Annotated in this window: 8 protein-coding genes; 4 read left to right on the top strand and 4 right to left on the bottom strand. The window is 36.3% G+C overall.

Features of this window, described 5'->3' with window-relative positions; genetic code table 11:
- Nucleotides 1-2: 2 nt before the first annotated feature.
- Genes LQV47_RS00105 through LQV47_RS00090 form a run of 4 tightly spaced genes read right to left on the bottom strand, consistent with a single transcriptional unit; the run spans nucleotide 3 to nucleotide 6,185 of the window.
- On the bottom strand, nucleotides 3-434 hold the full coding sequence (locus LQV47_RS00105; RefSeq protein ID WP_230032414.1) for a hypothetical protein: 432 nt from the start codon (nucleotides 432-434) through the stop codon (nucleotides 3-5).
- The gene (locus LQV47_RS00100; RefSeq protein WP_230032413.1) at nucleotides 434-1,573 is read right to left on the bottom strand and encodes a beta-ketoacyl-ACP synthase III; all 1,140 of its coding nucleotides are present in this window, start codon (nucleotides 1,571-1,573) and stop codon (nucleotides 434-436) included. Before LQV47_RS00100 ends, LQV47_RS00105 begins: the two co-directional genes overlap by 1 nt.
- A gap of 1 nt (nucleotide 1,574) precedes the next feature.
- Nucleotides 1,575-2,489, bottom strand: a complete 915-nt coding sequence (locus LQV47_RS00095; protein ID WP_230032412.1) for a dialkylrecorsinol condensing enzyme DarA — start codon at nucleotides 2,487-2,489, stop codon at nucleotides 1,575-1,577.
- A 42-nt stretch (nucleotides 2,490-2,531) separates the two neighbouring features.
- Nucleotides 2,532-6,185: an MMPL family transporter gene (locus tag LQV47_RS00090; RefSeq protein ID WP_230032411.1), complete on the bottom strand. Its 3,654-nt coding sequence runs from the start codon at nucleotides 6,183-6,185 to the stop codon at nucleotides 2,532-2,534.
- A gap of 194 nt (nucleotides 6,186-6,379) precedes the next feature.
- Here LQV47_RS00090 and LQV47_RS00085 point away from each other — a divergent pair, with 194 nt between their 5' ends.
- The 4 genes from LQV47_RS00085 (at nucleotide 6,380) to topA (ending at nucleotide 15,003) form a co-directional block, all read left to right on the top strand.
- Nucleotides 6,380-7,390 (top strand): hypothetical protein, encoded by a 1,011-nt coding sequence (locus tag LQV47_RS00085; protein WP_230032408.1) that lies wholly within the window; start codon nucleotides 6,380-6,382, stop codon nucleotides 7,388-7,390.
- Entirely contained in the window at nucleotides 7,387-8,526 is a 1,140-nt protein-coding gene (locus tag LQV47_RS00080; protein ID WP_230032405.1) for an EpsG family protein, read from the top strand. The genes LQV47_RS00085 and LQV47_RS00080 overlap by 4 nt, the downstream gene beginning before the upstream one ends.
- Nucleotides 8,527-8,770: 244 nt before the next feature.
- The gene (locus LQV47_RS00075) at nucleotides 8,771-12,217 is read left to right on the top strand and encodes a T9SS type A sorting domain-containing protein (protein ID WP_230032403.1); all 3,447 of its coding nucleotides are present in this window, start codon (nucleotides 8,771-8,773) and stop codon (nucleotides 12,215-12,217) included.
- Nucleotides 12,218-12,492: 275 nt separating this feature from the next.
- On the top strand, nucleotides 12,493-15,003 hold the full coding sequence (gene topA, locus LQV47_RS00070; RefSeq protein WP_230032400.1) for a type I DNA topoisomerase: 2,511 nt from the start codon (nucleotides 12,493-12,495) through the stop codon (nucleotides 15,001-15,003).
- Nucleotides 15,004-15,028 lie beyond the last annotated feature (25 nt).

The raw sequence follows: 15,028 nt of genomic DNA, 5'->3' as shown, positions 1-15,028 counted from the left end.
AATTATTTTACAGCAGTTTTCATTTGAGATTTTGCAATCACATCACCATTTAATCTGGTGACGATATCTACAAGTGTTACTCCCATTACTTCATTAAGAATGGTAACTTCTGAGATAAGACGATCTCCGGTTTTAGGCAGTACCTCCGCTTCAAAAGATTTTATAGCTCCAATATATCCTGTAGGAGCTTCTTTCCCCAGCAGGAAATATTTATAACCTGTGTGTAATGCGACACTTTGTGCCTGATGTTCTATCATACCTGAAGCCTGAAAAATTCCGTTCTGAACAAAGAGGTTGTCTTCTTTTATTTCAAATCCGGAAATCAGATGCTTTTCAGAGTATTCTGTAAGCTCATGTACCATTACAAAAGGAAATCTTTGAGGAATAAGGCTTTCTACAAAATCTTTATCGGATGTTGGCAGTCTGTTCTCCATTAGCAAACAGTTAATAAGGCGCAAGAATAAGCAAATCTTCCACTTTCAGGAACACAAAGAAGTACTTTCTCCCCTTTTTTCAGTTTGCCGGAATTCATGATTTCTTCCAATGCAATGAAAATAGAACCGGCACCAATATTTCCGACATCAGAAAGATTGTAGAACCATTTCTCCCAAGGGAAATCCATTCCTTTTTTTGCAAACTCATCTTTTAAGCCCTCTTTAAAATAACCTGAAGAAATATGAGCCAAAACATGGTCTATTTTTTCAGGATCCAAATTATGTTTGTCAAAAGAAGATCTTAAACTTTCTGCTCCTTTTACCAGAATATATTTATCAAGGATTTTAGTATCCTGTTTTAAGGCGAAGATAGATTGCTTTAACCATTCATCAGATGAATAGTCTGCCCATGATTGTAAACTTCCGTCTTCCTGCTTTTCGCATCCGGCATACATACATGCTTCAATTTCATGAGCATAAGAGTAGAAATCAATAAAATCTATTTTTAAAGAGATCTGATTTTCCCGGGGTTTATTTTCTAACAGGAAAGAACCGGCTCCATCAGAAAGCATCCATCTCAGGAACTCCCTTTTGAAAGCAATAATAGGTCTTTCTTCCAGTAATTTTAAATTCTCAGCTTCATGGTTGAATTTATCAGCAGTCATCCATGCAGACATTCTCTCAGAACCCGCACATACAGCGCTTTCGTGTACACCGGCTTTTACAGCAAGAAATCCGTAGTTAAGAGCATTCATCCCGGAATTACAAAGACCTGTAGCGGTATTAATCTCGATAGATTTTCCGATATTCAGCTCCCCATGAACCATAGAAGCATGTGAAGGCTGTATCTGGTCCGGAGAAGTTGTTCCTACAGATAATAATTTCATATCCTGCTTTTTGAAATTTTCATCAAAAAGACCTTCGATTGCCTTTGCTGTAATCTGCGCATTGGTGTGCGTAGAATTCCCTTCTTTATCTAAAGCGTAATATCTTGTTGTGATTTTATTATTTCTTAAAATAAGTGTTCTTGCTTTAGAAGGCGCATCATTGATCAGACCAAGATAGGTCTCCATTTCATCATTTGATACCGGCTCATTGGGTAAGTATGTTGATGCTTTTGTTATAAATACGTCGTACATTCTATTTTAAATTAATTCCTTGTAAATATCTTTTTTGTTTTTGTCTTTTAAACCAAAATATAGGGGTTGTAAGCAGATGTAAAACCAAAACGATTGGTGAGATAATCCATATCGCTGCCATCAAATATACCTTAAAGAATTTTATCAGCAATGGACGTTTCTCTTTTTTCTTTATAATCAGATTGGACCAAACGGTGAAAATTTTATTTCCTACCTTTTCTACCCGTACCAGAAACGGACGGATCTCAACGGCTCCGTTTTTTACCAGATCTGGCTGTAAATTCTCCAGATCATTATCTTTAAAATGCTTTTTAATGATTTCTCCATACTTCACAGATCCTGTAATCTCTTGATCAGAAATACCGGCTGCAGGAAGTATTCCCGACTTTTCCTTCTGCCCTGTGGTCAGCCATCGTAAGATCGTTAGTACACTGGTATAATTGTCATGTCTGTCTACCAGGGCTATATTTCCAACAAGGTTGGCTTTTAAGTCTTTTAAATAGACCTTAAGTTTCTCCTGGGAAAGCATCCACATATTTCTTGTCCCGGAAATGGTAACAACAGGGGTGTCTTTAAGAATTTTCTCTGCATACCCACTTTTCAGGAATGAAATAATAGGAATAGATGGCGTTAAATACCATACCTGATAACCAAACAGGATGAGGTCATACTTTGTATTCAGTACCTCTTCCGATGGAGGGAGTATTTCTTTAGGGATCTGAAGATAAGACTCGGGGAAGGTATTGAAAAAAACATCACCTGGCCAGGGAAAAGGAAAATCTTCCTTCAGCTGAATGTTATAATAGGTAACATGATATTCTTCCTTCTGAGCTTCAAAAGGTCTGGCAATATTTCTCACAATATCTTCCAGCTGGCCGGTTTGTGAATAATATATTACAAGTATGTTTTTTTTCATTACTATTTTTTAACGGTTACAAAAATATGTTTTTCATATTTATTATTCAGCCTTAAATACTTTTAATGAGTCAGAACTGAATTTTAATGTATAATTTTCGTTTTTAAATGATGCATTATTTGCATTAACAAAAATGATAATTTCCGGAAGAACCTGAATGGTGTTCACGGAAAAGCTGTCGTCTGAAACAAGAAGGATATCTATTTTTTTATTGACTTCTGAAAGATCTTGTATATAATGAAGCTTCCTGTTTTTCACCAGATAAGTTTGGGAGGCAACTTCTCTTTTTTCACTGTTTTTAATGAATGAAAAGATTTTTCTGCTTGCCTGATAAAGCACCAGTAAAGCATCTTTTTGTCCGAAATCATCTGCTATATGCAGAATATTGGTGTCTTTAGGAATGTGTTTATTGAGTTCAAAATAGACGGATTTATAGGTGTTGAAATCTTTCTTTATTTCTTGTACCACATCAGTATTTTTATATAAGTAGCTCAGGAACAATTTCTTTTTAAAATAATTCTCATCCTCAAGTTCTTCTCTCAGCCTGGCAAATTCATCCCTGAAATAGGCATTGATCTTTTTTGTTCTTTCAGAATAGTTTGTTCCAAAGCTTGTATCATCTTTGCTGATTCTGTTTCCTACTTTTACAGTAATACTTCCGTCGTAAATAATAAAATCTCCTTTCGGCAATACTTCAGAATTCCCATGAATATAAAGAGGCAGAATATCTAAGCCAAACTGCTCAGCAAGATAGAATGCTCCTTTGTGGAACCTTTTGACATCATGAGTATAAGAGCGTTCTGCTTCAGGAAAAACAACAAGGGAATATCCCTGGTTAACCTTTTCCTTCAGTTTATCCATTCCATTTTCAATACCCTGTGAAACGGGATAGAAACCTAATGCTTTTACCAGCTTTCCAAATACAGGAGATTCATATACCCAGTCATTGACCAGGTAAATGATTTTGTGAGTAGCCATAGCAATAGCCAGAGTGTCTAAAAATGAAGTATGATTGGCAATGATCACTGCCGGTTTGCTAAAATCCTCAGAAGTATTTCTGATGACTTTCTTCCTGACAAAGGGATTTGAATAAAGTACCGACGTTAAAAAACGGGCTAAGATCAGTTTTATAATATCCAATGTTTTTCCTTTAGCATTTTTAACGAAAAAACTTCCGAAGGCTGAAAATAGCAATCCTCCCAATCCATAATATAAAAATGATAAAAATGAATTAAGAAATAGCCTGAATGTAATAGGAGAAAGCCCCTTTTTTGCTCTGTTGGTAATTAAGAACCTAAACCAGAACGGATATAATGTTGAGGTAATGATAATCACGGAGAACATCCCGATTAAGGCAACCAGTGCTAAAGAATGTAACGCCGGATGCTTGGCAAAGATCAGGGATCCAATGGAAAGTATCGTAGTGAAAACTGCCAGGATAATGGACGTTCTGTAGGTTGGAAGTTCGTTTTTTCCTGTAGTATGCTCTTTTTGCATGGCCTGTGTAAGGAAAATACTAAAATCATCACCTACTCCAAAGACTAATGTACATACTACTGTACTGAAGATATTGAGTTCCAGACCTAGAAAATAAAGGATTCCTGCAGTGACGACTCCGGTTAAAACAATTGGAAACATGGTAAGAATAGTCAGCTCAAAATTTCTGAAGAAAATAATAATGGTTAAAACGATGGCTAAAAGAGAATAGTTGATTAAAGTACTGAAGTCTCTTTTCAATAAACCAAGGAAATTTTCATTCATTTGCTGGCGGTCAATAGCGAGAGCATCATGTTTCTTTTCAATATCTTTAATGAAAGTATCTCTTTTGTTTTCGTCAACCTTTACAATATTTGAAACTGTGTAAAAACCGTTTTCGTGGCTTAAGAATTCTGAAATCTGTAATGCCTTTACCCTTTCATAGTCCTTCAATGTTAAAACTGCGTATTTTTTATGTAAAACATCATTAAAATGATCAAAAGCCGAACTGTTGAAACCAAATTTATTTCCGTTGCTGATCAGCTCTGCAACGGTGTTATTCTTTTTGTTGGTATCCCAGAAACGTTCCCATTCGGCCAATTTCTTTTGTTGATCTTTTTCGGAAAGTACAATATTACCAATTGAATTGTAGCTTAAAATTTTTCCATCTTTTTTCTCTTTTTCAAGAAATTGGCTCAACTTTGAGTTCCGGGCCAATGCTTCTTCTTCGGAATTTCCGTATGAGATGGTGTATATCGACTTTGAAGTGATGTCTGAAAGCTTCTGGAGTTTAGCCTCACTTATTTTCAGCTCTTTGGGAATGTAATTCAGATCACCAATATCTTCATTGAAGCCTACATGCCTGAAGCCAAATAAACAGGCAAGAATAATTAAAGAACAGCCAATAAGTAGAGGTTTGTTTTTTTCATAAGGATATGAACCGATTCGGTCTATGAAATTTGTATTGTGCTTTTCCGATGTTTTTTTAGGCTTATAAAGTTGAGGTACGATGATCAATGCACTGATAGACGATAGAATAACAGTGATAGCTGCAAAAAGACCGAGGTCCTTCAATGCTTCAGAGCGTACAAAAACCAGACATAAAAAAGAAACAGCCGTTGTTGCGCTGCTAAGAATGATGGGCTGTGTAATATCCTTGTAAAGCTCTTCAATATTATTGTTGTGCTTATAATGAGTGAGGATATGCAAGGCATAATCTATGGTGATTCCAATGAGAATAGCTCCTACACTTAATGAGATGGCTGAGATTTTATCCTTAATAAAATACAGTATCAATAGGGCGAGCAGCACAGAAAATACAGTGGGTAGAAAAACAATAACAGGGGTGAAGAAATTTCTGAAATAATAGATCAAAAGGACCAACAGCACCGTCATTGAAATGATAACCGTATTCTGAATATCTTTTTTGATTTGCTGGGCATTGGCAACAGCAATAACCGGTGACCCGAAATAACTGATTTCAGTTTTGCCTTTGAACTGTTTGTTAATATTTTCCCTTATCGTATTAAGCTGGTTCACAAAAGCTTCATTGCCCTTGGTGTCATTGCTTTTGTTTTTCGGATCAATAAATAATAAGAGGTTCTTGTCATCTTTGGTAACGATATAGCTGTCTTCAAGTTTGAAATCTTTACTGATGTTTAAAGCATTCAGTTTTTTGATCCCCAAAAAAGTAAGTCCCAAAGGATCTTTTTTAATGAATTCTTTGGTAACAAGACTTGTAGGAGAAACTAATGATATATAATTGTTCTCCACCTGCCTCGCAATACTGTCTTTCTGAAGTTTCTGTCCGATTTCTTTATAATCGTTCTCATTCAGAAACAGAGGAAGGTTCTGATTGACAAAATCAAATGTTTCTGAAATTTCATTGTCATTTACTTTGCCCTGAACCGAGCCAATGTATTTTTGTAAAGGTTCAATTTTCTGTAGAAAGATATCTGCCGTTTCAGAAAGCTGAAAGCTGTCTTCACCGGATTTATTCTCTATAATAACAATAATCTTATCTGAAAAGTTAAGTTGTTTAAGAACTTTGGCCGTAAGGTCAGATTTTTCATTTTTAGGGATAATCTGATTAATGTCTTCTTCAAAGTTAATTTTTGAAGCGAAAAAAATACACAAAGCCGCGATTCCTAATGCACTCAATACAGCAATAGTTTTGTTTTTAGAAATCAGATAATATAAAAATATGAAAAAACGATGCATTATATTTAAAAGTCAGTCTGCAAATTTAAATTTTTAAGTATTAGTTCAAAATAATTGAGGGATAAGTTTTGTCTGAAAATCAATAAAATATTCTAGGCAGAATGAAAAAATATTCTACTTTTGCAAAAGTTCCCCTTTAATGAAATGTATTTTAAACCACAATTATTATTAAAAAATAAGAATCTGTTTTAGATATGTTGGAAAAAAATGATGAAAAAATAAACGGATTTCTATTTGTGATAGTACTTCCGCTTCTGCTGTTTGCCATGTCCTATTATGGATTTGAATCTTCCTACACCAGGTTGAAAACATCAGAAAAAACTCCGGAATTTTTATTCTCCTCTGTATATGCGTATAGGGTGATTCCTAATTATCTCAGTGTGCAGATGACAGACATTGTGTATTATCTGATCAATGGGCCTTTTTCGTTCTTTAAGGATTTTCTGTCTAAGAACGGGACGCCATTTTATCATGGTCTTTTTCTGATGAACAGTTTTTTCTTTATCCTCTGTTCGGTTCTTATTAATAAAATGCTTCAGTTTAAAACGTTGTTTTCTGACGTTAATGTAAGGAGAGTCATTCATTTACTTTCAGTTTTTTTTATCGTTATCACTCAGTATGCTCCCACAAATTGTGATACCATTGCTTTATTTTGCTACTTATCAGGCGTTTTTCTTACGCTGAAATATCTGCACACCCAGCAAAAGGTATATTATGGGATTTTAATTGTCCTGATTATTATTTCTACATTCGTAAGGGAAACAGCATGTCTTAATATTGCTTTTTTTGCAGCGGTTTTCTTTAATGTGAAAAATATTCAGGAAAAAAATTACCGGTTTATATGGATAATAATTCCTTTGGTTGTTGCTTTTCTAATTCCATATCTTGGATTAAGAAAGTTTATGACAACAGAAGAAACAACCTTTGTGGAAGGTTTTTATATAGACAGAAACTTTTCAAGTCCGTTTAATTTAGCGGGGTTGGTTTTTGCGGTCATAGTTCTTTATTTTATATATAAGCTTTGTATTGATAAAGAAAACAGGTTGGTATTTGGCAAATATCTTTTCTTTTCACTGCCTTATCTTATTATGATTACCTTAGTCGGATTGTTTTGGGAAGTGAGACTCTTTCTTCCTTTAATTCTAACCGGGATTATCATAGTATTTCACCAGTTTAAAAAAACAGCAGAGATTCAATTAGTATGAGTTTATTACATCCATATTATATTATTGCAATTATATATATGCTGTTCTTCAGTGTTCAGGAGGTATATGGTAAAAAAGTAGATAAAAAATGGTTTTGGTTCCTGGGTATCTACCTGATTATCATTGCCGGGCTTCGTGATAGTGTAGGTCCGGATTATGGTAGTTACCGTGGTATTTATATTTATTCCGATACCAAAAGTTATTACAGTATCTTTATGAAGATGCTCCATATGACGGGGCCGGATACCCTGGACGTAGAGTGGCTCTATACCTTGATTAATAAGATATTGCTTAACGTATTTAATGCCCCTTTTTATATTGTTACCCTTGTTATAGCCATTTTTGCAATAAGCTTTAAGATAAAATATACAGAAGACAATACTTTTTACCCCTTTACCTTTACCCTCTTCATGTTTATTCCCAACTTCTTCATCGGAGAAAGTGGGCAGATAAGACAAAACCTGGGTACCTTTATTGTTTATTTTGCTATACGCTATATCAAAGAAAGAAAACTGTGGCATTATCTGTTTTTTATATTTTTAGGATCAGGAATTCACAGTGTATGTTATCTGTTTTTACCTATGTATTGGCTGGCCCGCATTCCTTTGAATAAGACCGTTATGCTGATTATGATTATAGGCTCCGTCTTTCTGTCACCCTTTGAAATTTATAGGGTTTTTGGAGACTTTTTAAATGGAATGACAGAAGAAAGTACACTGGTGGAAGGGTTTAACGGATATATGGATGAAACTGTACAAAGGTTGAATGGTAGCATTGGTATCCCGGAAGCGATGATGGCCATCCTGACCTTTTTCCTCTTTGTTTTTGACACCAAGATGAAGGAACTCTATCCTTACTACGAATACCACCGGAATTATGCTGTGGTGGGAATATGTTTCTACTTTATTTTCAGGAATAATCCTATATTCTCATCCCGTCTTGCAGGAGCATTTATCGGATTTTCATATATCATAATTCCTAATGCAATGTATGTGGTCTCGGCCAGGGTTAAAAATATGGTCTATGCATTTATTATTACTTTGGTAGTATTCAATTTTGTCGTTTTTGCTTCCTTTAATAATATAAAAGCAGGAAGGTTCTCAATAGATTTATATAAAAACCATATTCTTCCTTAGAAAATATTTCAAAATTAAAAAACAAAAGACAGCTCTTAGTGAGTTGTCTTTTTTGCAATACAATGACATGGATGCCAGTTATATTTCAGTTTTTACGTGAATGATGAGTTTTTAGTGGTAATGAATTTATTTTTAATTATTTACATTTTAATTCAGATATGGTATGTTTATTTATAAATTAAATCTGTTTTTTTGAGCGTAGGCTTAAAAGTTGTATTTCTGATAATACACACAAATCCAGAATATGAAACGTTTAGTTAAAAAATTAGCAGCAATTTTTTGCTTAGTGTCGATTGGTCTCTGTTTTAAAGGTAACATAATTTCCATAGAGGGGTTTTCCTCAGTTGGTTATAAAGTAAACGTTTTGACTGCAAAAGAGTTGGATTCGTTGAATAAACCTCAAAATAATCTACGTTATACTATCATTCCAGACTGGAAAAAGGCGCCCAACAGTTATTTTTTTGATCCCGGCCAAAGTAGCGAAGGTCTGTTTGTTCCGGTAAGAAAGGCTTATGCTATGTGGGAAGGAGATCCTTATATTAATGGCAATGGGATACCTGCAGGAACAGTAACGGCAGATGTACTTTGGGAAGATGTACATGGTTTAATTAAATCCGGGACGGGCTATGCCTTAGAGATTTCGGGATCAGGGCAGGATGCAAAAATAAAAGTTCCTGTTAATAAGACTAAAAAAGGAAATACGGTGATTGCTTTCAGAGTGAATGGAGAAATCTACTGGAGCTGGCATATCTGGGTCACCGACGATCCTTCCAATGGTTCATCCTATAAAAGTTTTGAGAACGTTAAAAGGCTAAGGTCAGACGGAACTATTGAGCTTATTCCTGATTTCGAATGGAAATGGATGGACAGAAACCTGGGAGCCCTTACCAACTCCATTACGGCATCAGATTGGAATAGAAGTAACGGATTGCTTTATCAGTGGGGAAGAAAAGATCCTATTCCACCTTTGGTAACAAGAGGTAACGATTTTTATGAAGCATCGGGATCTGTAGGAAGGGTAAGACACAGAGGTGCAAAGAACTTTACCAACGCGGTAAGTATTGATGACCTTACAAAGGTAGTGTTGCTTTCTGCAGCAGAGATAACCAATAATATAAGGCTTTCTGTAAAAAATCCTTTGAGTCTGATTTATATCAATAAGAATGATAATTCCGGACAGGCCTATTACAATAATAATGTCAATCTTCCTGTCAACTGGTTTGGACGAACGGCCGATTTACCAGATAACAGACTCTCCGAGCTTAATCTTTGGTCTGATAATTCGCAGGGAAAAATTGCTGCGGGATATAATAATGACAGCAGTGCAAAGCCATATAGAGATAAATCCGCATATGACCCCTGCCCCAATGGCTGGCGTGTTCCATCCATGCTTGTAGCTAATCTTGGATCTTCATCTTATATAGATGATATCCGGATAGATTTTTCACCTTTTGGGGTTAAGACCAGTATGGGGAAAAATGTTTTTGAAGCTAATAAATACCATATTATAAAACCAACAGACGCAGGTGTTCCGGCGTTCATGACAGGTTTTAAGATTTACCCAAATTGGGGATTTGATCTCTCCAGTGTTAACGGCTATGATATGGGAGTATTTCCGGGGACCGGACAGCTTATCAGGAATGCTCATTTAGGGCAGTATAGCGATCAGCATCATACTGCGTTATGGACAGCTACTATGACGAGACATTTTGATGCGTCTCCCTCAGTTGGTGTAAGGGGGTTAACTATGATTCCGGATAAAGGGCAGCCGGATATACCAGATCCAAATTATCCCAATATCCATGGTAGATATTTTTATATGCCAATGTCCGGAATGTATACCTCAGATGCCAACGGATGCAGATGCATAAAAGACCCATTGTATAAAGTTAATGATTATGATTTCCCAACGGAATATATACCTGCTGCTGTAACAGATTACAAAGAAGGAATCAACAACCCCAATACCTATCTGGCGACTAAAAGCACACAGCCCTATACTGTGGAAATTCCTGTCAGTAAGGCATTTTCTGTTCAAAGCCAGTTGCTTAATAATCGAAATATACTAATTCCCTCAAATTTCAATAATCTGAAAGCCAATGTCCTGTGGACTACCAATGTCAACCTCGTAAACAAAGTTTCCCTGGTGAATCCATCCCCATCTGCATTACAGGATATCAGGTATTCCCGGATATCTGTAGAGATACGGCCTAACCAAAGCGGAAATGCCGTTGTTACGCTACATAACGGAAGCATTACAAACCCTGTATACTGGAGCTGGCATATTTGGATTACAGATACTCCTGTAGTTTCCTATGCCTATACAACAGAACTTCCGGTAAAAGAAGCCGTGAATTATGTAAATTATGTGAATAAAGCAGACATCGTACTAATGACCGAGTTTCTGGACAGAAATATAGGAGCCTTATCTGCTTTTCCAAATGTTGGAAATCCATTAGCTCCTACTGCTGCTGAGCTTGCAGAGATAAGAGCTTCTACCGGATTGCATTATCAATGGGGAAGGAAAGATCCTATTCCTACCTTTCAGTATGCAGATAACCGGGCTTCTTTCAATGTGTTTTTGGGGAAAGTTCAGGAGAATGGCACCGTTTCATATACTACGCTTTCAGCTGCAACCTATAATAACCTTTCGGCAGGATATATAGTTCCTTATGATACGTATGCTTCTGCATCGGGTGTTCAGGGAATAGATAAACCGGTTGATAAAGTGAATAAAATAATGGCTTACTCAGTGCGGAATCCTTTGGTTTTTATGGTCCCAAGTACCTTTTCACCATTTAACAGTTCGGCGCCCAATTATACCAATGGAACAGACTGGATAGCTAATGAGCCAAACCTTGCCCCGGACAGATGGGGAAGAGGAGGAGGAAAGTCCCCTTTCGATCCTTGCCCTGACGGATGGAGAATTCCGGATCTTACCAGTGTGGCACTCGTTTCCGGACAGGATTTTGGGCAAACCCCATGGTATAAAAAAGATAAAAATATAGCCACTTCTTATAGTATTGCTACTGATTATAAGGGGATTCGCGTGAGAAACCCGTCTACAGCTTATACTATAGGGTATGAGTTTTCAGATAAGACATATACCGTTGGAAATTATCCCGATTCAGGGTCCCGTGCATTCAGAAATGTTGTAGGAAACCAGTCTCCACAAGGAACTTTTAATGTAGTGAATTTTCAATATCCGGGAATATGGACCGATGCACTGGCTTCGAATTATCTGGGAAGAGCCGTTAATATATTGTTTGATGCAGCTTCTACAGCCAATCGCCTGATAGTCTTTCATGATAATAATGATCCGTATTTTGGAATGGGCTGCCGCTGTGTAAGAGTTAAATATAATGCTTTTGGAAAAGAAGAAGGGCCCGCTTCAAAATTTGTGATCAGTGCACTGCGAAATGGGATTATAACCCCTGTAGCTTTCAATAATACAGAACTTAAAACAGAAGCCAAGCATATTTCAGTATTTCCCAATCCTTTTAAAGATACTCTTTATCTCAAGGAGTCAGAAAATAGGGAATATAACTATGAAGTATATGATGTTTCCGGAAGGCTTGTGAAATCGGGAATATTTGAAAATAAACAAACGGATCTTTCTTCTTTAGTTCCGGGAGGGTATTTAATAAGAATAAATAATTCTGAAGCAGTGGTGAAAATTATAAAAAGATAAATCTGCTGGAATAATGCTTAAAAAGGCAGAATACATGAGTTTATTCTGCTTTTTTTGAACAATACATATTTTCTGTGTCTATTACAGTTGGTGAAAAATTCTATATCCCTTAAGATTGATAAGTGGTTAACATGCTAAAACATACAATATAAAGGACTTGATTGGGCTGAAGAGGGTTGTCATAATACGCTCTTAAGAAATCTAATTGTCAAATTAAACGAATAGAACAAAAAGTATATAATAAAAAAGCTTTACTTTTGCAAAAAATTTTTAGAATGTCGAAAAATTTAGTAATCGTCGAGTCCCCGGCAAAAGCAAAAACTATTCAGAAATATTTAGGAAAGGATTTTGAAGTGAAATCCAGCTTCGGACATATCCGGGATTTGCCTAAAAAAGGGATGGGAATAGATCTTGGCACATTCAGTCCAGATTACGAAGTTTCTGCAGACAAAAAGAAATTGGTAACAGAATTAAAAGCTGCAGTAAAGAAGGCCGAAATGGTTTGGCTGGCTTCCGATGAAGACCGTGAGGGGGAAGCTATTGCCTGGCACTTAGCAGATGAGTTGAAGCTGAAGCCTGAAAACAGAAAAAGAATTGTTTTCCATGAGATTACTAAAAATGCCATTCTAAAAGCAATTGAAAACCCAAGAGATATTGACCAAAATCTGGTCAATGCTCAGCAGGCAAGAAGAGTATTGGATAGGATTGTAGGTTTTGAAATGTCTCCCGTTTTATGGAAGAAAGTAAAGCCAGGGCTATCTGCAGGAAGAGTTCAGTCTGTAGCGGTAAGGTTAATTGTTGAAAGAGAAAAAGAAATCCGTGAGTTTGTACCAAAAGCAAGCTTTAAGCTGGATGGGATTTTCCTGAATAATGCAGAACAGGAAATTGCTGCCAAGCTGAAAAAAGATTTTGAAAAAGAACAGGATGCAGAAAAGTTCCTTGAACAGGCAAAAACTACAGAATTCAAAGTACTGAATGTGGAAACAAAACCTGGTACACGCTCTGCATCTGCTCCGTTTACCACTTCTACATTACAGCAGGAAGCTTCTTCACGATTAGGATATAATGTGACCAATACCATGCGTCTGGCACAGAGATTATACGAAGAAGGATACATTACCTATATGAGAACCGACTCGGTAAATCTTTCCCAGGAAGCTATTGAAGGAGCCAAAAAGCAAATCATATCAGAATATGGAGCAGAATATTCTTCTCCGAGAAATTACACTACAAAGTCGGCATCGGCACAGGAAGCTCACGAAGCGATCCGTCCTACAGATTTTGGAGTGAAAAGTATAGGAGATGCTCAGTTGAGTAAACTATATCAGTTGATTTACAGAAGAACATTGGCTTCTCAGATGTCCAATGCTAAAATTGAAAAAACTGTTATTGAAATTGGGAATGCATCTTTGCCACACCATTTTGAAGCACAGGGCGAAGTTATTATTTTTGATGGTTTCCTGAAAGCCTATGGTATTGTAAAGACGGAAGATGAGGATGATGAGAGCAACGAAAAGCTATTGCCAAAAGTAAAAGTTGGTGAAATATTAAACTATAAAAGCATTACTGCTACAGAAAAGTTTACAAGACCAAGTGCAAGATATACTGAAGCCGGGTTAGTAAGAAAACTTGAAGAATTAGGGATTGGAAGACCTTCTACATACGCTCCTACTATTCAGACGATTCAAAATAGAGAATATGTAGACAAGCGGGAGATTGAACCGCAAACCCGTGAAGTGATTAAGATGTCTTTGGTAAAAGATAAAATCAAAAAAGTAGTTCTTGACGAGAAATTTGGTGGAGATAAAAATAAATTCATTCCTACAGATATAGGAGAAGTTGTGAATGATTTCCTAACAGATAATTTTAAAGAAATCTTAGACTATGGTTTCACAGCAAGAGTAGAAGAGAGTTTTGATGAAATTGCAAGCGGTGACCAAAAGTGGAAAGAAATGATGACCAATTTCTACTCAAAATTCCATCCAAGAATTGAAGATGTAGAAGAGAATGCTGACCGTGCAACGGGAGACAGGTTATTAGGGGTAGATCCTAAAACAGGTAAAAATGTTCACGCCAGAATTGGAAGATTTGGGGCTATGATCCAGATTGGAGAAACCGATGATGAAGAAAAACCAATCTTTGCTTCATTAATGACCGGGCAGAATATAGCTACGATTACTTTTGAAGAAGCTATAGAATTATTCAAATTACCTTTTGACTTAAATGAATTTGAAGGGCATGCCGTTTCTGTAGGAGTAGGAAGATTTGGGCCTTATGTAAAATGGGGTGATACTTTCATCAGTATCCCTAAAGGTGAAGATCCTTTATCTGTGAGCCAGAGCCGTGCAGAGGAAATTATCAACGAAAAGAAAAAAGCCGATGCGCCAATTGCCACTTATAAAGGCGAACCGGTAACCAAAGGTGCAGGAAGATTCGGTCCGTTTATCAAATACAAAGATATTTTCATCAATGTTCCGAAGAAATATAATTTTGACAACCTTTCCCAAAGTGATATCAATGAACTGATTGATGCTAAGCTGGAAAAAGAAGCAAACCGTTATATCCAACAATGGGAAAAAGAAAAAATCTCTATTGAGAACGGAAGATGGGGACCTTTCATCAAATTTGGAAAAGCAATGTTTAAAATTCCAAAGAAAAATGATGATACAAAATATGATGCAGAAGAATTGAAGGATGTTTCTTTGGATGAAGTGAAAAAATGGATTATCGATCAGGATAAAAATGCCTTTGCAGAAAAGAAAAAGCCAGCTGCCAAAAAGAAGTAATATTAAAATAATAATACAAAGCCGT

This window comes from Chryseobacterium sp. Bi04, from assembly GCF_918698085.1.
GTDB lineage: Bacteria > Bacteroidota > Bacteroidia > Flavobacteriales > Weeksellaceae > Chryseobacterium.
The sequence above is the reverse complement of the archived record's forward strand: the minus strand, read 5'-3'. Positions and strand labels throughout refer to the sequence as shown.